The sequence below is a fragment of the Pseudomonas sp. B22129 genome (genome assembly GCF_044218875.1).
GTDB lineage: Bacteria > Pseudomonadota > Gammaproteobacteria > Pseudomonadales > Pseudomonadaceae > Aquipseudomonas.
Genome location: NZ_CP162592.1, coordinates 2,423,946 through 2,445,863, shown reverse-complemented (window position 1 = coordinate 2,445,863; position 21,918 = coordinate 2,423,946). Strand labels below are relative to the sequence as shown.

General features: G+C 59.1%; 9 protein-coding genes, 2 tRNA genes and 3 rRNA genes. 1 reads left to right on the top strand and 13 read right to left on the bottom strand.

Annotation, left to right across the window (positions count from 1 at the left end):
• Window positions 1–516 precede the first annotated feature (516 nt).
• Together mmsB and AB4P94_RS11085 are read right to left on the bottom strand one after the other, a co-directional pair.
• Window positions 517–1,404, bottom strand: coding sequence for a 3-hydroxyisobutyrate dehydrogenase (gene mmsB / locus AB4P94_RS11090; protein ID WP_395610552.1), 888 nt, complete (start codon window positions 1,402–1,404; stop codon window positions 517–519).
• A 15-nt stretch (window positions 1,405–1,419) separates the two neighbouring features.
• A complete protein-coding gene (locus AB4P94_RS11085; RefSeq protein WP_395610551.1) occupies window positions 1,420–2,937 on the bottom strand; it encodes a CoA-acylating methylmalonate-semialdehyde dehydrogenase in 1,518 nt (505 codons plus the stop codon).
• A 129-nt stretch (window positions 2,938–3,066) separates the two neighbouring features.
• On the opposite strand from AB4P94_RS11085, the gene AB4P94_RS11080 reads away from it, so the two are divergent.
• Complete coding sequence (locus tag AB4P94_RS11080) at window positions 3,067–4,014, top strand: LysR family transcriptional regulator (protein ID WP_395610550.1); 948 nt, start codon at window positions 3,067–3,069, stop codon at window positions 4,012–4,014.
• 659 nt (window positions 4,015–4,673) lie between these two features.
• Here the strand turns inward: AB4P94_RS11080 and AB4P94_RS11075 are convergent.
• The 11 genes from AB4P94_RS11075 to AB4P94_RS11025 form a co-directional block, all read right to left on the bottom strand.
• Window positions 4,674–5,165, bottom strand: a complete 492-nt coding sequence (locus tag AB4P94_RS11075; protein WP_395610549.1) for an OmpA family protein — start codon at window positions 5,163–5,165, stop codon at window positions 4,674–4,676.
• 4 nt (window positions 5,166–5,169) lie between these two features.
• Complete coding sequence (locus AB4P94_RS11070; protein ID WP_395610548.1) at window positions 5,170–6,432, bottom strand: diguanylate cyclase domain-containing protein; 1,263 nt, start codon at window positions 6,430–6,432, stop codon at window positions 5,170–5,172.
• On the bottom strand, window positions 6,429–6,995 hold the full coding sequence (locus tag AB4P94_RS11065; RefSeq protein ID WP_395610547.1) for a YfiR family protein: 567 nt from the start codon (window positions 6,993–6,995) through the stop codon (window positions 6,429–6,431). The genes AB4P94_RS11070 and AB4P94_RS11065 overlap by 4 nt, the downstream gene beginning before the upstream one ends.
• Window positions 6,996–7,137: 142 nt before the next feature.
• Window positions 7,138–9,207: an exodeoxyribonuclease V subunit alpha gene (gene recD, locus AB4P94_RS11060; RefSeq protein WP_395610546.1), complete on the bottom strand. Its 2,070-nt coding sequence runs from the start codon at window positions 9,205–9,207 to the stop codon at window positions 7,138–7,140.
• The gene (gene recB / locus AB4P94_RS11055; protein ID WP_395610545.1) at window positions 9,204–12,878 is read right to left on the bottom strand and encodes an exodeoxyribonuclease V subunit beta; all 3,675 of its coding nucleotides are present in this window, start codon (window positions 12,876–12,878) and stop codon (window positions 9,204–9,206) included. The genes recD and recB overlap by 4 nt, the downstream gene beginning before the upstream one ends.
• Window positions 12,875–16,327, bottom strand: coding sequence for an exodeoxyribonuclease V subunit gamma (gene recC, locus AB4P94_RS11050; protein ID WP_395610544.1), 3,453 nt, complete (start codon window positions 16,325–16,327; stop codon window positions 12,875–12,877). The genes recB and recC overlap by 4 nt, the downstream gene beginning before the upstream one ends.
• Window positions 16,328–16,493: 166 nt before the next feature.
• Window positions 16,494–16,609 (bottom strand): 5S ribosomal RNA (gene rrf / locus AB4P94_RS11045).
• A gap of 155 nt (window positions 16,610–16,764) precedes the next feature.
• A 23S ribosomal RNA gene (locus tag AB4P94_RS11040) occupies window positions 16,765–19,656 on the bottom strand.
• A gap of 247 nt (window positions 19,657–19,903) precedes the next feature.
• Window positions 19,904–19,979, bottom strand: a tRNA-Ala gene (locus AB4P94_RS11035).
• A gap of 30 nt (window positions 19,980–20,009) precedes the next feature.
• Window positions 20,010–20,086, bottom strand: a tRNA-Ile gene (locus tag AB4P94_RS11030).
• An 82-nt stretch (window positions 20,087–20,168) separates the two neighbouring features.
• A 16S ribosomal RNA gene (locus AB4P94_RS11025) occupies window positions 20,169–21,705 on the bottom strand.
• Together the 16S, 23S and 5S rRNA genes with 2 tRNA genes alongside form the textbook arrangement of a ribosomal RNA operon.
• Window positions 21,706–21,918 lie beyond the last annotated feature (213 nt).

The following is a 21,918-nucleotide window of genomic DNA, read 5'->3' as shown; positions in this document are numbered from 1 at the left end:
AGCGGGAACTCTCGAGGCATGACGCCGCCGACAACGCCCGCGAGGCCGATACTAACGAGGCGATAGTCAACATCAAAGGGAAAACTAAACACACATTAAACATGCGTCTTTAAACAAAGCACTCACCGCACATTGATCGCACATCATGTATTAATTCATTATCACAGCATGATAACGACGCACTCTCCCCCTGCGCACCGAGTGACGAGACCGTTGTAAAAAACAGGCGCAATTCATCAATATTACAAACTTGTAAAATCATATTTCAGCAATACATTCAGCGCCTAAAAGTTCACGCCAACTAGTTAGTCGGTTAGTAATAACTGAAACCTATATAGGTATATAGGGTGTATTAATTTCAGGGCGCAAAGATGTCTCCGCCATTAGCGGAAGAGGAAGTCATTTTCAAAAAAAGACGGGGCGAGCGGCGGGCGCAGAATGGCCTTGAATGAGGGAGGAGCGCTGTATCAACCAAAAACCCGGGGACCCGCCCGACGCGGGCCCCCGGAAAATCCCCTATTGGGGTTTGCGATAGCTGTTGATGATGGCCGAGAAGTCTTTGCCGCCTTCCCCGCGCTGGCTCATCGATTGGTACAACTGCTGAGCCACGGCGCCAAGGATCACCGGTTGTTTCACCTGGCGTGCAGCCTCGGTAGCCAACCCCAGATCCTTGAGCATCAGGTCGGCACCGAAGCCGCCTGTGTAACCCCGGGACGACGGCGCGGTTTCAATCACGCCCGGCCAAGGGTTGTAAGTGTCCGAACTCCAGCAGCGCCCGGTGGAGCTGTTGATGATCCCCGCCAGCACCTGAGTGTCGATGCCCAGTGCGTCGCCCAAGGCCATGGCTTCGCTGACGCCGACCATGCTGATGCCCAGCAGCAGGTTGTTGCAGATCTTGGCGATCTGGCCGGTGCCGACGTCACCGCAATGCACGATGTTACGGCCCATTTGCGCCAGCACCGGTTGCAGCGTGGCGAACAGTTCCGGGGTGGCGCCGACCATGAAGGTCAGCGTGCCCGCCTGCGCGCCGCCGGTGCCGCCGGAGACGGGCGCATCGGCTACGACCACACCTTGTTTGGCCGCCGCGGCGGACACATCGCGAATGGTCTGCGGGTCGATGGTGCTGCAATCCACCGCCGGCACGCCTTGGCCAATGCCTGCCAGCACGCCGTCTTCATTGAGCCACACGCTGCGCACATGGGCGGCGGCGGGCAGCATGGTAATCACCAGTTCAGCGCCGCTGGCCGCATCACGCGGCGAGCCGCTGATACTGCCGCCCAGCTCGGCGAGTTCCTTGAGCACTGCCTGGTTCAGGTCAAACAGGTTCAGCGCGTGGCCAGCCTTGATCAGGTTGCGGGCCATAGGCGCGCCCATGTTGCCCAGGCCGATAAATGCAATCTTCATGGTCGTCTCCCGAAATCAGCGCAGGTTGATGGTGGTGTTGACGCCATCGTTGACCGTGTCGTCGTCGAACCAGCGGCTGGTGACGGTTTTGGTCTGGGTGTAGAACTGCACCACTTGCTTGCCGTACGGGCCGAGGTCGCCGAGTTTGGAGCCGCGCGAACCGGTGAAGCTGAAGAATGGGACGGGTACCGGAATCGGGATGTTGATGCCGACCTGGCCCACATCGATTTCGCTCTGGAATTTGCGCGCCGCCGCACCGCTCTGGGTGAACAGGCCGGTGCCGTTGCCGAATGGGTTGGCGTTGACCAGTGCGATGGCCTCGTCGAGGGTCGCGACTTCCAGCACCACCAGCACCGGGCCGAAGATTTCCTGGGTGTAGATCTGCATGTCCGTGGTCACGCCCGAGAACAGCGTCGGGCCGACGAAGTTGCCTTGCTCGAAACCCGGCACCTTGATGTCGCGACCGTCCAGCTCCAGCGTGGCGCCTTCTTTCACGCCGCTTTCGATCAGCTCCAGGATGCGTGCCTTGGCGCGCTTGGAAATCACCGGGCCCACATCGGTACCGGCTTCGCTGCCGGCATTGACCTTGAGTTTCTGCGCCAGCGCTTTCAGGTCCGGCAGCCACTGCTTGGATGCGCCCACCAGCACCACCACAGAGGTGGCCATGCAACGCTGGCCCGCCGCGCCGAAACCGGCACCCACCAGAGCATTCAGCGTGTGTTCGCGGTTGGCGTCCGGCAGCACCACGGCGTGGTTCTTGGCGCCCATCATCGACTGCACGCGCTTGCCGTGTTTGCCGGCGAGGTCGTACACGTGAGTGCCAACGGCAGTCGAACCGACGAACGACACAGCCTTGATGTCTTTATGGGTGCACAGCGCATCCACCACGTCTTTGCCGCCGTGCACCACGTTCAACACGCCTGGCGGTACGCCGGCTTCCAGCGCCAGCTCCACCAGCAGCACGGTCGACAGCGGGTCTTGTTCGGACGGTTTGAGGACGAAGGTGTTGCCGCAGGCGATGGCCATCGGGAACATCCACAGCGGAATCATTGCCGGGAAGTTGAACGGGGTGATGCCCGCACACACACCGATCGGTTGGCGCAGGGTGTAGGTGTCGACGCCACCGGCGACGTTTTCAGCGAATTCACCCATCTGCAAAGTGCCGATGGAGCACGCGTGTTCAACCACTTCCAGGCCACGGAAAATATCGCCTTCGGCATCCGCAATGGTCTTGCCCTGCTCGGCGCTGAGGACCACCGCAATGCGCTTGGAATGTTCGCGGATCAAGGCTTGCAGCTTGAGCATGATGCGCATGCGCGCGCCGATGGGCGTCAGCTTCCAGGTCTGGAAGGCGCGGTGTGCGGCGTCGATGGCGGCGTTGACTTCATCGGCGGTGGCAAACGGGACTTTGGCCAGCACCTCTTGGGTGGCCGGGTTGACGATGTCTTGCCAGTGAGTGGTTTTGGATTCGACCCATTCACCATTGATCAGCAACTTGACCTGTTGCACGGAAATATCGGCAGAAGCGTTCATGTGGTCTCCAATCTTGTAGTTATGCAGAGACAAGGCGCGTGAATCGCCTTGGAAATGAGGCGTTCGGACTGTTTTTCGAGTATAGATGTGCAAATCTCTAATAAGAACGCACATAAAAGCCGGTCCAATATGCAAAAAAACATCACGTCATTGGGCTCCCTGAACTGGGATGACCTGAAGTTTTTCCTCGAAGTGGCCCGCACCCGCAAGGCCAGCGTGGCTGCCAAGCGCCTGGCGGTGGACTACACCACCGTGTCGCGGCGCATCAGCTCACTGGAAGTGTCCCTCGGCACGTTGCTGTTCGAAAAATCCCGGACCAACGGCTTTGTGCTGACCACAGAAGGCCAGCGTTTGCTGGGGTACGCGGAGTCCATCGAAAGCACTTTGCACATGGCCTGCGAGCAGGTGTCCGGCTCCGGCGTGGCGTTGTCCGGGCATGTGCGCATGGGCTGCACCGAGGGGTTTGGCAGCTTCTTTGTCACCCCGCAGTTGAGCCATTTCGTCGATACCTACCCGGCGATCTCGGTCGACATCCTGCCCCTGCCCCACTTCATCAGTTTGTCCAAACGCGAAGCCGACATCGTCATCGCCCTGGAACGCCCGGAACACGGGCCGTATGTGTGCTGCAAACTGTGCGACTACAAATTGCAGCTGTACGCCACCCAGGAATACCTCGACCAACATCCGCCGATCCGTAAACCGGCGGATTTGGCCGAGCATCCGTTTATCAGTTATGTGGATGATTTGGCGTTCAGCTCGGAGTTGCTGTACCTGGCGAACGTAGTGCCCGGCGCCAGCGCAAGTTTGCGCAGTACCAGCGTGATCGCGCAGTACGTGGCGGCGCAGCAGGGGCGGTCGATGGCGATATTGCCGTGCTTTCTGGCGGCGCAGGACCCGCGGTTGTTGCCGGTGCTGGGGGAGCAGATTTCGATTACGCGGCAGTTTTGGATGTATTGCCGGGAGGATCTGAGGAAGTTGAAGCGGATTACGTTGTTGTGGGACTACATCAGGGAAGTGACGGAACAGAATCAGGGGTTGTTGATGGGGGAGACGCGTGAGATGCGGTTTGCGGATTAAAGGGCCCGCTTTAGCGCGAGATGAGCAAGGCACCGGTGGATAACTTGACGCAGGCGATGGCGCCGCGCAATTAAGCGAACACCGCTCCCACACTTGAACTGCGCCGGGCACAACATTCAGGCCTCCCACACATAACTGTGGGAGCTGACTTGCCTGCGATGGCAGCGTGTCAGGCAATGGATTCTTGACTGAACGACCGCCATCGCGGGCAAGCCCGCTCCCACAGTTGAGCTTTGTAAGCCGCAAAATCCAGGCCTTCCACAAATAAGTGTGGGAGCTGGCTTGCCTGCGATGGCGGTGGGTCAGGTAATAAATTCTTGGCTGAATAACCGCATTCGCGAGCAAGCCCGCTCCCACAGTTGAGCTGTGTAAGCCGCAAAATCCAGGCCTTCCACCAATAAGTGTGGGAGCTGGCTTGCCTGCGATGGCGGTGGGTCAGGTAATAAATTCTTGGCTGAATGACCGCATTCGCGAGCAAGCCCGCTCCCACACTTGAACTGGGTAAGCCGCACAATTCAGGCCTTGCATAAATAACTGTGGGAGCTGGCTTGCCTGCGATGGCGGTGGGTCAGGCAGCAGATTTTTTGCTGATAGACCGCTATCGCAGGCAAGCCAGCTCCCACATTGAATTGCATTTCACGGTGGAGCGGGCGGGTTGCTCAGTCGGCGATGACTACAATCGACACCCGCCGATTCTCGGTACGCCCCGCCACCGTGGTGTTCGGCGCCACCGGTTCGCTGCTGCCCAGGCCGCGCAGCTGGATGTTCTCTTCCTTCATCCCCACACCCGTCAGCACTTTGCCCACGCTTTTCGCGCGGCGCAGGGACAGTTGCCTGTTGTAGGGTTCTTTGCCCGAGGCGTCGGTGTGGCCGTCCACGCGCACCCGTTCGATACCCACGCTGACCAAAGCTTTGCCGATGCGCTCAACGATGTCGGTACTGGCTTTGTTAAGGCTTTCCACGTCACTGCCAAACAGCACTTTGCCGGAGAGGCCAAACGCCCAGCCTTCGTCGGTCAACTCAAAGCCTTGCTGTTTGAGGACCGCCACTTGCGCCGGGGTCAGGCCCTTGGGCGGCGCGGTCTGACAGCCGCCGAGGGCCAGCAAGGCCACCAGCAAAGTGATAAACATAAAACGCGCATTAGTGAACAAGGGGTCAACTCCTGTGTTGAACGTTGGCAGCGGTAGGCTCCGCCTCCGCCGTATGCTGGCCGCCCGAAGACAGCCGCTTGGCCTGGTACATCGCCGCATCGGCGGCGTTGAGCAAGGTGCCGGGAGTGGCACCATGGTCAGGGTAGATGGCAATGCCGATACTGAGGGAGGTCAACACTTGGGTGTTGCCGGGCACCGGGATCGGCAGGTCCATGCTGGCAATGATCTTGTCGGCGATGCGCCGGGCGTCTTCGGCCTTGTGCAACGGCGCCAGCAGGATGGCGAATTCGTCGCCGCCCAGACGCGCCACCAGGTCGTCTTCACGCAGTTGCGCGCGCACACGCTCGGCGACGGCGACCAGCACGGCATCACCGGCAGCGTGGCCGAAGTTGTCGTTGATGTCTTTGAAGCGGTCGCTGTCGAGAAACAACACGGCCACTTTCTCATTGACCTTGGCGGCGCTGCGCAGGGCGCGGATCAGCCGGCCTTCGAAGAATGCGCGGTTGGGCAGGCCGGTCAGGCTGTCGTGGCTGGCCTGGTGGGCGAGGGTTTCGTTTTCGCTTTGCAAATGGCTTTGCCAGGCCTCCATCTCGCCAAGCAAGGCGTTGAAGTCACTGCCCAGGCTGTCGAGTTCAGCGATCTGCGCCGGTGGCACGCGCCGGTCAAAGTCGCGCTCGCTGCGGGCGGCGTGGGCCACGGCGGCGAGCTTTTGCAGCGGGCCGGTGATGCCGCGCAGCAGGCGCCGCGCCAGGTGCAAGGCCACCCAGGCGCTGAGGGCGGTGCAGATCAGAATACCGGCCAGGCCGCTGAGCAGAAAGCGCAGCAGGCTGCCGCCGTGGCCGACCACATGGATACTGCCGATGGTTTTGCCCTGGTGCAGGATCGGCTGGTTGATTGGCTGTTCGAGCAGGGTATGCGCCAATGCCAGTTCAACCTGCGACAACATTCCGGTGTCTGGCCGTACCCATTGCGCCAGCAGCTTGCCATTGGCGTCGAACACTTCGGCCTGGGCCACTTCCTCGGTGGAGGCAATCAAACTGAGGGCTTCGGTGGCCGCTGAGCTGTCGTCGAACACCACCGCCGCTTCCACGGTGTAGTTGATGGAGCGCGCGATCAAATGCAGGTTGTGTTCGGCATACACCCGCAGCGCCAGCACGCCGAGCAGGGTCAGCGACACACTGGCCAGGGTCACGGCCACCAACGCCAGGATCAGGTGCCCACGGCCAATGACCGAACGCAGCGTCGGCCGCGCTTTTGCAGTGCTCATGGCGCAGGCGCTCGACGTCGCGACAGCTGGAGCACGCTCGGGTGAATGCGCACGCCGCTGCGGGCGACGGAATCCAGGTTGACCTCGAACGACACTTGTTCATCCGCCACGCGCAGGCAGAACAGGCTGCCCACGGTGCATTGGTCGCCGCCTTCGCTGATGCTCAACACCGGGTGGCCGATCAACGACGCGAACAGGCGGCTGCGCTCATCATCGGAGAGTTTGCCGATGTACACGGCGTCGCAAGCACTGACGATGTCGGGATTGTCGGCCAGCAAACGCCGCACCACCACCGGGCGCCCGGTGGCCTGGGTGGTGCCTTTGATCAGATCGTCGGTGTATTGGGTCGGGCCGACGATACACAACCGCAGTTGTGCGGGCTCAACCGGCCAACGCGCGTAGCTGAGAATACCGAGCACCACTTGCGTCACCGACTGCGCACGGTGATCTGCCAGGCTGGGCGTCTGGGCTAATGCGCGGGACGCGAACAGGCACAGCACCGCCACCAGTAACATGCGTCTCCAGCTCAAACTGCGCTCTGTGGGCGAGACAGCCACGTTCATGCAGCAATACTCTCAGGTGTTTTTCAGGGTGATGCCGCAACGATAGCACAGCGGCGGAAAACCCCACGAAGCCAGGGTTTCGCGGGGGCCGCCATTTTTTCAGAAAAATCAGGCAACTGGATCAGAAATATTCCATGACCCGTCAGTCAGTTTCTTCAGAAACAACATCCAATTCCAGCATCAACCCACTCAGGCGTTTGACCTTGCGCCGAACCGCCTCCTCAAACACACCATTACGCGGTTCGATCAGGCTGAACCAGCGTTTGGCGCGGGTGATGCCGGTGTAGATCAGCTCTTTGGTCAGCACCGGGTTGAGGGCATCCGGCAGGATCAGCGCAGTGTGGGTGAACTCCGAGCCCTGGGATTTATGCACGGTCATGGCGTACACGGTTTCCACGTCATTCAGGCGGCTGGGCAGTACAAAGCGCACGCCACCCTGGCCATCGTTACGTGGGAAGGCCACACGCAGCACGTGGGAGCCCCCATCGCTTTCGGGCAGTTTGAGGGCGATGCCGATATCACCGTTCATCAGGCCCAGGCCGTAATCGTTGCGGGTCATCAAGACCGGGCGGCCTTCGTACCATTGGTCGTCACCTTCGATCAGCTTTACTTTGCGCAACGCGGCGGTGATGCGCAGGTTCAGCCCTTCTACGCCCCACGGGCCTTTGCGCACGGCGCAGAGCAATTGGAAAGCGTCGAAAGCCTGCAGCAGTTGCTGCGCCCAGTGGGTCCAGGCCGGGTCTTCACGCGGGGTGTCGAAGGCCGGGCGCGCGCTTTGCAGCAGGTTCAGGTAGAAGCGATAACCCTGGGCACCGTCGCCCTGCCCGTCCAGAACCAAACGTTCAAGGGCGTGGTCGTGTTCGCCTTTGAGGCTGACGCAAAACAGGTCGTCATGGCTGCGTGCGGCCAGCAGTTTGCGGGCTTCTTCGGCATTTTGCTGGTTGACCCAGCGCGCCAGTTGACCGATGCCGCTGCCTTCGCCGAAACGCCGCGAGTAGCGCAGCATGACGACTTGTTGCGCGAGCGGATGGCTGCCGTCGAGGTCTTCTTGCAGGCCACTGGCGCTGAGGTTTTCCCCACTGACAGCTTGCAGCCATTGGCGCGTAGCCGGGTTATACCAGCCGGCTTCGGCGTCGCGGCACAAATCACCGAGTACGGCGCCAGCCTCCACCGACGCGAGTTGGTCCTTGTCGCCCAGCAGCACCAAACGCGCGTGGGGCGGCAAGGCGTCCAGCAGGTTGGCCATCATTTCCAGGTCGATCATTGAGGCTTCGTCGACCACCAGCACATCCAAAGGCAAGGGGTTGGCGATGTGATGGCGAAAATGCCGCGTGCCCGGGCGGCTGCCCAGCAGGCGGTGAACGGTGGTGACCTGGGTCGGGATTTTTTCCCGCACGCTGTCGGGCACTGTCAGCGACTGCACTTGCTGGCTGATGGACTCGGTCAAGCGCGCAGCCGCTTTACCGGTCGGCGCGGCGAGGCGGATGCGCAATGGGCTGCCCGCGTCCACGGCGGGTGCTTGGAGCAACGCGAGCAGGCGCACCACGGTGGTGGTTTTACCGGTGCCGGGGCCGCCGGTGACGATGCTGAAGGCACCGCGAGTCGCCAAGGCACAGGCGAGTTTTTGCCAGTCGATCACACCCTCCGGTGGCGGTTGGTCGAACAGGCTGTTGAGGCGTTGCGGCAAATCGGCGGCGACGTTTTCCTGTGTTGCCAGGCGCCGACGCAAAGCACGGTCAATGCGCCGTTCATAGGTCCAGTAGCGGCGCAGGTACAGGCGCTTGCCCGACAACACCAGCGGGCGACTGTGGGCCGACTCACTGCCATCGACGGCCAACGCGACCAAATGGCTGGCGGCCAGCGCGTGGCACCAGTGAGCGCCATCCAGGCCGTCGAGCAGTTGCGATGGCAGCAGCATGGCGCCGGTTTGCAGGTCGCCTTCAGGTGGCAAGGACAGGGCGAAATCGGGTGCCTTGAGGGTTTCGAACAGATCGAGACACACATGGCCGTGGCCCAGTTGATGGCTGGTCAACGCCGCGGCCAACAGCACCAGAGGATCGGCCTGCGGATCGAGTTCGTGCAGGAAGCCGACAAAGGCTTTGTCCAGGGCGCGCAGCCAACCGCGATCAACCCAACGTTCCAGCAGTTGCACTAGGTCAGCGGCGCGGCTCAGAGGCAGCAGCGCCTCCAGCGGTAACGGTGCGAGGCTCATAACAACACTCCTTGTTCCCAGGCGGGCTCAACCTTGGGCGGGATGGGCTTGCCCTGGAACAACAAATCCAGACCTTCGATCAGCTCCCGTGGTGGCCGGGTGAAATAGGCACCTTGGGTCGCGGATTGCGTGCCGCGCAGGAACAGGTACAGCGCGCCACCGACGTGGCGGTCGTAGTCGTAGCCCGGCAGGCGTGCCTTCAGTTGACGGTGCAGGGCCAGCAGGTAAAGGACGTATTGCAGGTCGTACCGATGATCGAGGATCGACTGGTCCATGGCCTCCCAGGTGTAGGCCGAATCGTCAGGGCCGAGCCAGTTGGATTTGTAGTCGGCCACGTAATAGCGGCCGTCATGCTCGAAGGTCAGGTCGATAAAACCCTTGAACATGCCATTGAGCAATACCGGTTCGGCAGCCACCCGGGACACGCCGTTGTGGGTGTATTGGCACACCAGCTTGTCGAGGGCGAGCACGTCGACTTTATGGCTGGCGAACCAGAATTCCATTTCGATCTGATACTGCTGCAGGCCGCTGAGGGTGACGGCGTCGTTGTCCACCGGCAATGGGGTCTGCAACAGGTGGCCGAGCCAACCGCTGAGGGTGACGATCCAGCCTTCCCAGTTGCGCCGGTTACAGCGCGCGCCCACGGCTTTTTCGATGCCCTCGGGCGTGACGTTGAAGCCTTCTTCGCCCGCCCATTCCAGCAGGCCGTGGAGGAAGGTGCCGGGGTTCGGACCGCGTGGGAAACGGTGAATGTCGCCGCCGGACGCCGCCACTTCGCGCGGTGCGTCGGGGTCCAGACGTTCGTCGTCGAACAGCTTCTGGGCTTGTGGGCTTTCCGGCGCTTCAAGCGTGGAGGCGCTCATGCTGTCGCCGATTCGTAGAGCGCTGTAGGAAGCAATCCACCAGTTTTCAGCGGCTTTGCGTTTGGGCAGCAAGGGCGCGAGTAACGTGGCGGTGTTGCGTGGCGGGTGGAACAGGATGTCTTGAGCGTCGGGTACGGTAGCGTAATCGATGGCCGGGCAACCTTCCTGCACGTCCAGCAGCCAGCGTGCCAGACCGGCGGATTCACCCAGCGGTGCTCCGGCGCCAAGCAGATAGCCCAAGGCCGACAGGTGCAAGACCGAGCTGCTGCTGTTGCCGCGCTTGAGGTCGGCAATACCGAGCCAGCACGCGTGTTTGGCGCGGGTCAGTGCGACATAGAACAGACGCAGGTCTTCGGCCAGACGCTCGTCGTCGGCCCTGGCGATCAACTCGGCGGTCGGACGCAGGCTGACCTGGGATTTGCCGTTTTCATCATGGTAGTGAAGCGGCAAGCGGCTGCCGTCTACCGGCTTGGCCGAGCAGATGAAGGGCAGGAATACCAGGTCGTATTCGAGGCCTTTGGACTTGTGGATGGTCACGACCTTGACCAGTTGCTCATCACTTTCCAGGCGCAGGATTTGTTCTTCACCAGCCTGCCCCGACAGTGCAAGGTGTTCGGCCAAGTGACGGATCAGTGCTTGCTCGCCGTCGAGTTCCGACGCGGCTTGCTGCAGCAATTCGCTGAGGTGCAGCAGGTTGGTCAGCACACGCTCGCCATCGCTGCGGGCGATCAGGGTTTGCGGCAATCTGAAATCGTGAAGCAGACGACGCAGCATCGGCAGCACACCTTGGGTTCGCCAGATCTGGCGGTAACCCCGGAACTGCATGACGCGGGTTTCCCACGCCAGTTCATCCTGATTCAGGCGCTCCAGCTCCGGCAGTGACAGGTTCAAGGTGACGCAGGCCAGGGCGGCGCGCAGCGGGCGCTCGACATCCGGCTCGGCGCAGGCTTTGAGCCAGGCCAGCAGGTCATGGGCTTCCTGGGCAGCGAAAACCGAATCCTTGTCGGACAGGTAAACGCTGCGTACGCCACGGGCGGCCAGTTCAGCGCGCACGGCTTGGGCTTCTTTGCCGTCGCGAACGAGGATGGCGATGTCTGACGGGAGCACGCCCTTGAAACTGGCGTCAGGCCGCAGGAAGCCTGCTGCGCCCTGCTGCCCGCCGTTGAGCAATTCAACAATCTGCGTGGCGCAGGCGGCGGCCAGTTGCTGACGATACACCGCGTTGGAAATCGGTTGATCGGTGGGCAAGTGCCAGAGGTGCATCGCCGGCAGTGTCTGGCCGTTGACCTGTAATTGCTCTTTTCGGCCTTGGGACAACACCGAGTGGAACGGCACCGGGTTGTCGCCATTCGGTTCGCGAAACAGGAACGCACCACGGCCTTTTTCAGCACGCTGGAACACATGGTTCACCGCTTCGACCATCGCGTGGCTGGAGCGGAAGTTGGTGCCCAGCGTGTGGTGACGGCCTGCGGTGGACTGGCGCGCACGCAGGTAGGTGTAGATGTCGGCGCCACGAAAGGCGTAGATCGCCTGCTTGGGGTCGCCGATCAGAAACAGGCCACTGTCGAGGTGGTTTTCTTCGATGCGGTAAATGCTGTCGAAGATGCTGTATTGCACGGGGTCGGTGTCCTGGAATTCGTCGATCAGGGCGACCGGGAACTGCTCGCGAATCACACTGGCCAGGCGCTCACCGCCGTCTGACTGCAGGGCTGCGTTGAGGCGGATGAGCATGTCGTCGAAACCCATTTCGGCGCGACGGCGTTTTTCTTCTTCGAAGCGTTTGCCGACCCAACCGGCGGCATGTTGCAGCACGGCGGCGTCGGGCGTCGGCAAGGCGTCGAGGCTGGCTTTGAGGCCGGCCATGGCGTCGATACCGGGGTGGTGCGGCGGCTCGCCTTTCCAGGCTTCGGCCATGCCGTCCGGCGTGAGGCGGGTGAAGCCGGTGCCGATGTCGAGCTGTTCGAGGGTTTCGTCCGCGGCCCAGGCGCTGATCTTTTCGAACCACGGCTCGAAATAGCGGGCCTGCATCTTGCGGCCGTCGACGGCTTTGGCGGCCACGGCTTGCAGGCAGATGTCGCGCAGCTCGGCGGCCCATTGTTGCCATGGGGCCTTGAGGGTTGTCAGCGCTTCGCGGCGCTCTTGCAGGCAAGCCGTAATCAGCTCGGCAGGCTCGCGGGTTTCATCGGTTGGCCGTTCGCTGCTGAACAGTGCGCGCACCCGCGGCATCAACGCTGCGGGGCCACCCCAGTTGTTGCGCACCCAGTTGAGCGCGTCGTCGTGCAGCGGGTAGCAGAACAGGCGCCAGTAGTCGCGCAGCACTTCGCCAAGCAGGTCGCTGTGGTCGGTTTCCAGGGTCTGGGTGAACAGGCTGCCGCTGTCGAACGCGTGTTCGCGCAGCATGCGCTGGCACCAACTGTGGATGGTGGAAACAGCCGCTTCGTCCATCCATTGCGCGGCGATGTCCAGCCGGTTGGCGCAGGCGGGCCATTGCTCGGCGGCGTATTCATCACGCAGGTTGGCAATCAGGGCGTCGGGCTGTTCGATCTCGTCGCGGAAAAAACGTGCGGCTTCGGCCAGCCGGATCCGAATGCGCTCACGCAACTCCTTGGTGGCGGCGTCGGTAAAGGTCACCACCAGGATTTGCGGCGGCAGCAGTTCGCGGCCGAAGCCGGATGCGTCGCCACCATGGCCGAGCACCAGGCGCAAATACAGGGCGGAGATAGTGAAGGTTTTGCCCGTGCCAGCACTGGCTTCAATCAGTTGGCTGCCCTTCAGCGGGAAGGCCAGGGCTAAAGGTTTGCGGGTCATGCGCTGGCCTCCTCGCCGGTGAGTGATCGCCAAGGGGCGTTGATCAGGGGGCGATACAGGGTTTCGGCCCAGCCTTCGAATTCTTCGCTGGCGATGAGCGTGGCGAACTCGGGGAATTGGCGGGTGAGCGCCGGGGTTTCGCGGCGCTCGCCGTCGGTATTTATGCCGTCACCTTCGTAGGCTTTACTGGCTGCGGCGTGCGCCTTGGCGGGGTCGGTTTGGCCGAGCCAGGCGAAGGCGGTTTTCACCGCCACGGGAAGCGGTTTGCGCATGCCGGTGTGCCAGGCCAAGAGCAGGTTACTGAGGATTTCCCGGGCGACGGATTTATCCAGCGGGGCCAGTAACAACGTGTCGTCACTGGCGACCAAACCGGTGCTGAGTTGCAAGCCACAGGCGCAGGCCACTACGTGGTTGACCCAAGGGCGGATCAGGCGATGCCACTTGCGCGTCTTGATCGAACCGATGCTGTTGGGAATGGTGGTGACGCTTAACAATCCGCCATCACTGCGCCGATGCAGGCCGCTGATCCAGCCTTCCAGCTGGAGACCTTGATGCTCAAAACTGATCGGTTCAGCTGTGGGATGTGGCGTTGGCCAGAGTGCGAGTAAATGTTGATAACGTTGCAGCAGGTCGGGTAACGGTTCGATCAACTCGTTGCGCAAGCACTCACCAAAACCCACCATTGGCAGCAGGCCACTGCCCTGCAGGCGCAGAGCCTGGGCATTGAGGGCCTGGTCGGCGTGATCGGGCTGGCTCAGTGCGGCGTTGAGCAGGCTGTCGCTGAGGCTGTAGCGTTGCAGCGCGTCGAGGACGAAGGGCTCTTCATCGGCGAGCGGCACTTCGGCGGCTTCAAAGAACACTTTCAGACGCTGGCTGAAGAAGTGTTTGACCGGGTTGCGCAGGAAGTCCTGCAATTGGCCGAGGGTCAGCGGCTCTTCTTGTTGGTGCTGCGCCAGTTCGTCTTCTGCTGCAAGGGCGTGAGGCGTTTCGTGCAGCAACTGCCATTCGCGGGCGTAGCTGAATAGCGGGTCGCCTTCGTGGAAGTAGCGTGCGCTGAACGGCTGGAGTGGGTGCTCTTGGGTCATCGCTCCCAGCAATGGCTCGTCGGTGTGTGCATTGTGCCAGCCGCTGGCGAGGTGGTCGCGCAGTTGGCCGATCAGCACAGACGCCGGGCGCTCACTGTTGTCGCGGATGCTGCGGCCCACCCAACTGATATACAGCTGGTCGCGGGCGGACAGCAGGGCTTCGAGCAGCAGGTAGCGGTCGTCTTCACGGCGTGAACGGTCGCCGGGGCGGTAGTCGCTTCCCATCAGGTCAAAGTCCAGCGGAGGTTGGGCGCGCGGGTAGTCGCCGTCGTTCATGCCAAGCAGGCAGACGAGTTTGAACGGGATAGCGCGCATGGGCATCAACGTGCAGAAATTGACAGCTCCAGCGAGAAAGCGTTGGGACAGGCGGCCCTGGTCCAGGCCGGCGAGCCAGGCTTCACGGACTACGGTAAGCGGTAACTCATCCTGCAAACCAACGGACTCGCAGGTTTCCAGCCAGGTTTCCCTGAGTTGTTCGAGCTGGCTCAACAGGTAGTCGTCGTGTTCGCTGCTGGGCAGGAAGAACAGTTGCATCAGACGTTGCAGGCGCTCGCCCCATTGCAAGGGCGTGGCAGGTTGGGACAACGCCTGATGGGCGTCGTTTAGCGCATCAAGCAACGCAACCAGCGGGCCGATCAGGGCGGCGTCGAGGCCGCCGATTTCGTCGTAGGGCTCGATGCCGTCGCACGCGATACCGGTGCCGACGGCATAACCCAGCAACATGCGGCGCAGGCCGAATCGCCAGCTGTTTTGTTCGAGTTCACTGGGTAGGCCGAGGCCCGCGCGCTGTTCAGCGTTGAGCCCCCAGCGGATGCCAGCGCCTCCGATCCAGCGGTGCAGCGTGGGCAGGTCGCGCTCTTTGATGGCGAAACGTTCTCGCAAGGCGGGGACGTCGAGCAGGTCGAGGATTTCGCTGACGGGAAAGCGACTGTCCGGGAGTTTCAGCAGGTGTTCGACGGCGATCAGCAGTGGGTCACGGCCGCGTTGGCCTTGGTCAGTGAGGGTGAACGGGATGAAGCGGGGGTCATTTCGCTCAAGCTGGCCGAACACAGCGCGGATGTGCGGCGCGTAGCTGTCGACGTCGGGAACCATGACGATGATGTCGCGCGGGCGCAGCGTGGGGTCGGCACTGAAACGCTGAAGCAGTTGGTCGTGGAGTATTTCCACTTCGCGTTGGGCGCTGTGAGCGATGTGGAAGCGGATTGACGTGTCATGCTCCAGATCCACAGCAGGCCATAGGTCGCGGGTTTCATTGAGTGGGCGCAACTCCAGAATGTCGTCCTGGAGTTGGTTGAGCAGCGTGGTGGGTTCACTGTCGCTGAACAGGTCGATACGGCCATCGCGGAACGCTGCGCGGTAGCTGTTTGGGTCGTCGTAGCTGTCCAGCAGGCTGATGTAGTCGCGGCCTTGTTTGCCCCAGGCGGCCAACAGCGGATGGGCATGCTGATGCAGGGCTTGCGGGTCGATAGTCACCGGCATCCCGGCCTTGCGCGCTTGGCGTTTGTATTCGTTACGCAGCAAGTCTTTGTCGGCAACGATGTCGGACCAGTGATGACGGCAAGGGTTGTGTACGCACAGCAAAACCTGACTGAAGCGCGCCAGGCCAGCGAGTGCCTCCAGTGCCTGCGCCGGTAACGAAGAAATACCGAAAACGATCACCCGGGGCGGCAGGCCCGAGGGGGCTTGTTCCAGGGTATTGATGCGCTCGATGAAGCGTTGGTGAACGCCGGCTCGGCTTTCGGCCATACCCTCTTCACCCACATCCAGCAGCAACGCGCGCCATAACTCAGCTTGCCAGCAATTTGCGGGGTTGAGGGGCTTGGGTTCGCCTCGAACGCTGCGCAGTTGGTGGCGGCCAGCAGCCCAGTCTTCGAGCCAGTCGGCGCGATAGACCTGGTATTGGTCAAACAGGTCAGCCAGGCGTTCGGCGAGTTGGTAGCGTTTACGCAGGTCGGTGTCGTGGGTGAGGAAGCGCTGCAGCGGCTCGAAATGCGGTTGATCGATAAGTTCGGGGAGCAAGCGCATCAGGCGCCAAGTCAGTGGGGCCTTATCGAGCAGGGACTTTTGCGGGATCTCATCTTTGCCCAGAACCATGCGGTAAAGCTGCCACATAAAGCTGCCGGGCAGTTGGACGTCGACTGCGGCGGCGATGCCGCACCCTCCCATGTCGTCCTCCTCCGGGTCTTCGGCCAAGGCCAGCTTGAGCCATTGGGCGATACCATTGCTTTGAACCAAGGCTATTTCATTTTCCAACGGTGCCAGGGGATAACGACGCATCCAACTGACGACCAAGCTGCGCAGTTCGTCCAGGCGGTTGCCATGAACCACCATGAATCCAGCGCTGAGGGACGTCGCATCCGGCATAACGGCTTCCTTGGGAAAAGCAAAATCGAGGGAAAGACTTTAGCATTGAAGGCGACTGCAAGCTGCAAGCGAGGCCGGCCGGATCAAGCGCAGGCCGCAGGAATATTTCCGACCGCCCAAAACAAAACCCCTGTTTGCGTTAGCAAACAGGGGTTCTGGAATTTAATCTTGACGATGACCTACTCTCACATGGGGAAACCCCACACTACCATCGGCGATGCATCGTTTCACTACTGAGTTCGGGATGGGATCAGGTGGTTCCAATGCTCTATGGTCGTCAAGAAATTCGGGTACTGAGTCGTGGCTTATGCCTCGCTTCAGCAAATTGGGTATGTGACAGCTTTCAGTGTTTTGTGAACGTCGAACTTTCGGTTCATCTCGTCTTCACACACCGCAATCTGATGCTCTTTCGAGTAGTCAAATTGCTTGGGTGTTATATGGTCAAGCCTCACGGGCAATTAGTATTGGTTAGCTCAACGCCTCACAGCGCTTACACACCCAACCTATCAACGTCGTAGTCTTCGACGGCCCTTCAGGGAACTCAAGGTTCCAGTGAGATCTCATCTTGAGGCTAGTTTCCCGCTTAGATGCTTTCAGCGGTTATCTATTCCGAACATAGCTACCCGGCAATGCCACTGGCGTGACAACCGGAACACCAGAGGTTCGTCCACTCCGGTCCTCTCGTACTAGGAGCAGCCCCTCTCAAATCTCAAACGTCCACGGCAGATAGGGACCGAACTGTCTCACGACGTTCTAAACCCAGCTCGCGTACCACTTTAAATGGCGAACAGCCATACCCTTGGGACCGGCTTCAGCCCCAGGATGTGATGAGCCGACATCGAGGTGCCAAACACCGCCGTCGATATGAACTCTTGGGCGGTATCAGCCTGTTATCCCCGGAGTACCTTTTATCCGTTGAGCGATGGCCCTTCCATACAGAACCACCGGATCACTAAGACCTACTTTCGTACCTGCTCGACGTGTCTGTCTCGCAGTCAAGCGCGCTTTTGCCTTTATACTCTACGACCGATTTCCGACCGGTCTGAGCGCACCTTCGTACTCCTCCGTTACTCTTTAGGAGGAGACCGCCCCAGTCAAACTACCCACCATACACTGTCCTCGATCCGGATAACGGACCTGAGTTAGAACCTCAAAGTTGCCAGGGTGGTATTTCAAGGATGGCTCCACGCAGACTGGCGTCCACGCTTCAAAGCCTCCCACCTATCCTACACAAGCAAATTCAAAGTCCAGTGCAAAGCTATAGTAAAGGTTCACGGGGTCTTTCCGTCTAGCCGCGGATACACTGCATCTTCACAGCGATTTCAATTTCACTGAGTCTCGGGTGGAGACAGCGCCGCCATCGTTACGCCATTCGTGCAGGTCGGAACTTACCCGACAAGGAATTTCGCTACCTTAGGACCGTTATAGTTACGGCCGCCGTTTACCGGGGCTTCGATCAAGAGCTTCGCGTTAGCTAACCCCATCAATTAACCTTCCGGCACCGGGCAGGCGTCACACCCTATACGTCCACTTTCGTGTTTGCAGAGTGCTGTGTTTTTAATAAACAGTCGCAGCGGCCTGGTATCTTCGACCGGCATGAGCTTACGGAGCAAGTCCTTCACCCTCACCGGCGCACCTTCTCCCGAAGTTACGGTGCCATTTTGCCTAGTTCCTTCACCCGAGTTCTCTCAAGCGCCTTGGTATTCTCTACCCAACCACCTGTGTCGGTTTGGGGTACGGTTCCTGGTTACCTGAAGCTTAGAAGCTTTTCTTGGAAGCATGGCATCAACCACTTCGCTAACTAAAAGTTAGCTCGTCATCAGCTCTCGGCCTTAAGATCCCGGATTTACCTAAGATCTCAGCCTACCACCTTAAACTTGGACAACCAACGCCAAGCTGGCCTAGCCTTCTCCGTCCCTCCATCGCAATAACCAGAAGTACAGGAATATTAACCTGTTTTCCATCGACTACGCTTTTCAGCCTCGCCTTAGGGACCGACTAACCCTGCGTCGATTAACGTTGCGCAGGAAACCTTGGTCTTTCGGCGTGGGTGTTTTTCACACCCATTGTCGTTACTCATGTCAGCATTCGCACTTCTGATACCTCCAGCAAGCTTCTCAACTCACCTTCACAGGCTTACAGAACGCTCCTCTACCGCATCACTTACGTGATACCCGTAGCTTCGGTGTATGGTTTGAGCCCCGTTACATCTTCCGCGCAGGCCGACTCGACTAGTGAGCTATTACGCTTTCTTTAAAGGGTGGCTGCTTCTAAGCCAACCTCCTAGCTGTCTAAGCCTTCCCACATCGTTTCCCACTTAACCATAACTTTGGGACCTTAGCTGACGGTCTGGGTTGTTTCCCTTTTCACGACGGACGTTAGCACCCGCCGTGTGTCTCCCATGCTCGGCACTTGTAGGTATTCGGAGTTTGCATCGGTTTGGTAAGTCGGGATGACCCCCTAGCCGAAACAGTGCTCTACCCCCTACAGTGATACATGAGGCGCTACCTAAATAGCTTTCGAGGAGAACCAGCTATCTCCGAGCTTGATTAGCCTTTCACTCCGATCCACAGGTCATCCGCTAACTTTTCAACGGTAGTCGGTTCGGTCCTCCAGTTAGTGTTACCCAACCTTCAACCTGCCCATGGATAGATCGCCCGGTTTCGGGTCTATTCCCAGCGACTAGACGCCCTATTAAGACTCGCTTTCGCTACGCCTCCCCTATTCGGTTAAGCTCGCCACTGAAAATAAGTCGCTGACCCATTATACAAAAGGTACGCAGTCACAGAACAAAGTCTGCTCCCACTGCTTGTACGCATACGGTTTCAGGATCTATTTCACTCCCCTCTCCGGGGTTCTTTTCGCCTTTCCCTCACGGTACTAGTTCACTATCGGTCAGTCAGTAGTATTTAGCCTTGGAGGATGGTCCCCCCATATTCAGACAAAGTTTCTCGTGCTCCGTCCTACTCGATTTCATGACTAAGAGATTTTCGCGTACAGGGCTATCACCCACTATGGCCGCACTTTCCAGAGCGTTCCGCTAATCTCAAAGCCACTTAAGGGCTAGTCCCCGTTCGCTCGCCACTACTAAGGGAATCTCGGTTGATTTCTTTTCCTCAGGGTACTTAGATGTTTCAGTTCCCCTGGTTCGCCTCTTACGCCTATGTATTCAGCGTAAGATAACCATCTTATGATGGCTGGGTTCCCCCATTCAGACATCTCCGGATCAAAGTCTGTTTGCCGACTCCCCGAAGCTTTTCGCAGGCTACCACGTCTTTCATCGCCTCTGACTGCCAAGGCATCCACCGTATGCGCTTCTTCACTTGACCATATAACCCCAAGCAATCTGGTTATACTGTGAAGACAACATTCGCCGAAAATTCGAATTTCTCAACTAAGAGAACTCACAAATTTTACCTTAGCCTGATCCGTTACCAGTGAAAGTAACGTTCAGTCTATCTTTCTATCACATACCCAAATTTTTAAAGAACGATCTAATCAAAGACTAGAAATCAACATTCACCATCAACCTGATGGAATGCTCATTTCTAAGCTTTCATAACGTAGAAGCAGTAGTGGTGGAGCCAAACGGGATCGAACCGTTGACCTCCTGCGTGCAAGGCAGGCGCTCTCCCAGCTGAGCTATGGCCCCGTATTTCTACAGGCGTTTCCCACACAAAATTGGTGGGTCTGGGCAGATTCGAACTGCCGACCTCACCCTTATCAGGGGTGCGCTCTAACCAACTGAGCTACAGACCCAATTTCGGGCTGCTTCTTATCGTCTTCTTCAATGAATCAAGCAATTCGTGTGGGAACTTATGGAGCAGCTGATGTCGTCGATTAAGGAGGTGATCCAGCCGCAGGTTCCCCTACGGCTACCTTGTTACGACTTCACCCCAGTCATGAATCACACCGTGGTAACCGTCCTCCCGAAGGTTAGACTAGCTACTTCTGGTGCAACCCACTCCCATGGTGTGACGGGCGGTGTGTACAAGGCCCGGGAACGTATTCACCGCGACATTCTGATTCGCGATTACTAGCGATTCCGACTTCACGCAGTCGAGTTGCAGACTGCGATCCGGACTACGATCGGTTTTATGGGATTAGCTCCACCTCGCGGCTTGGCAACCCTCTGTACCGACCATTGTAGCACGTGTGTAGCCCAGGCCGTAAGGGCCATGATGACTTGACGTCATCCCCACCTTCCTCCGGTTTGTCACCGGCAGTCTCCTTAGAGTGCCCACCATTATGTGCTGGTAACTAAGGACAAGGGTTGCGCTCGTTACGGGACTTAACCCAACATCTCACGACACGAGCTGACGACAGCCATGCAGCACCTGTCTCAATGTTCCCGAAGGCACCAATCTATCTCTAGAAAGTTCATTGGATGTCAAGGCCTGGTAAGGTTCTTCGCGTTGCTTCGAATTAAACCACATGCTCCACCGCTTGTGCGGGCCCCCGTCAATTCATTTGAGTTTTAACCTTGCGGCCGTACTCCCCAGGCGGTCAACTTAATGCGTTAGCTGCGCCACTAAAAGCTCAAGGCTTCCAACGGCTAGTTGACATCGTTTACGGCGTGGACTACCAGGGTATCTAATCCTGTTTGCTCCCCACGCTTTCGCACCTCAGTGTCAGTATTAGTCCAGGTGGTCGCCTTCGCCACTGGTGTTCCTTCCTATATCTACGCATTTCACCGCTACACAGGAAATTCCACCACCCTCTACCATACTCTAGTCAGTCAGTTTTGAATGCAGTTCCCAGGTTGAGCCCGGGGATTTCACATCCAACTTAACAAACCACCTACGCGCGCTTTACGCCCAGTAATTCCGATTAACGCTTGCACCCTCTGTATTACCGCGGCTGCTGGCACAGAGTTAGCCGGTGCTTATTCTGTCGGTAACGTCAAAGCAGCAAAGTATTAATTTACTGCCCTTCCTCCCAACTTAAAGTGCTTTACAATCCGAAGACCTTCTTCACACACGCGGCATGGCTGGATCAGGCTTTCGCCCATTGTCCAATATTCCCCACTGCTGCCTCCCGTAGGAGTCTGGACCGTGTCTCAGTTCCAGTGTGACTGATCATCCTCTCAGACCAGTTACGGATCGTCGCCTTGGTGAGCCATTACCTCACCAACTAGCTAATCCGACCTAGGCTCATCTGATAGCGCAAGGCCCGAAGGTCCCCTGCTTTCTCCCGTAGGACGTATGCGGTATTAGCGTCCGTTTCCGAACGTTATCCCCCACTACCAGGCAGATTCCTAGGCATTACTCACCCGTCCGCCGCTCTCAAGAGAAGCAAGCTTCTCTCTACCGCTCGACTTGCATGTGTTAGGCCTGCCGCCAGCGTTCAATCTGAGCCATGATCAAACTCTTCAGTTCAAACATCTTTGGGTTTTTAAGAAACCCTAAACTTGGCTCAGCAATCGTTGGTTACATCTTTGATTTCTCGCGGAGTAACTTGTGATGCTGATAATCTTGTTGACTATCAGTCTGACTCCACAAGCACCCACACGAATTGCTTGATTCAGTTGTTAAAGAGCGGTTGGTTAAGATCTTTCGTCTCAACCGAGGCGCGCATTCTACAGCAGCCTC